Annotated in this window: 1 protein-coding gene; it reads right to left on the bottom strand. The window is 66.1% G+C overall.

The genetic code is table 11. The features are described 5' to 3' along the window. The coding region (locus ACT89H_RS29425) for an AMP-binding protein (RefSeq protein ID WP_445111928.1) at nucleotides 1-705 on the bottom strand (705 nt) is incomplete at both ends.

The following is a 705-nucleotide window of genomic DNA, read 5'->3' as shown; positions in this document are numbered from 1 at the left end:
GCTGTCGCCGCCGAGGGTGAAGAAGGAGTCGTCGAGTCCGATGGTGGGGGTGTGGAGGATGTCGGTGAAGGCTTGGGTGAGGGTGTGTTCGAGGGGGGTTTGGGGTGGTCGGTAGGGGGTGGGGTTGGTGGGTTGGGGTGTGGGGAGTGCGGTGCGGTCGAGTTTTCCGGTGGGGGTGAGGGGGAGGTGGTCGAGGGGGATGATCGTGGTGGGGATCATGTAGGGGGGTAGGTGGGTGGTGAGGTGTTGGGTGAGGGTGGTGGTGTCGATGGTGTGGTGGGGGGTGGGGAGGACGTAGGAGGTGAGGGTGTGGTTTCCGTTGGTGTCGTGGTGGCCGATGGTGGTGGCGTAGTCGACGGTGGGGTGGGTGGTGAGGGTGGTGTCGATTTCGCCGAGTTCGATGCGTTGGCCGCGGATTTTGACTTGGAAGTCGGTGCGTCCGAGGTGTTGGAGGGTGTGGTCGGGTTGCCATCGGACGAGGTCGCCGGTGCGGTACATGCGGGTGCCGGGTTGGTAGGGGCAGGCGATGAAGCGTTCGGCGGTGAGGGCTGGTTGGTGGTGGTATCCGCGGGCGAGTAGTGGTCCGGCGATGTAGAGTTCGCCGGGGACGCCGGTGGGTACGGGTTGTAGGTGTTGGTCGAGGACCCAGGTGTGGGCGCCGGGGATGGGGTGGCCGATGGTGACGACCTCACCCGCCACCAGCGG

Source organism: Nocardia aegles (assembly GCF_052545135.1).
Note: the sequence above shows the minus strand (reverse complement) of the source record. Positions and strands in the feature narration are given on the sequence as shown.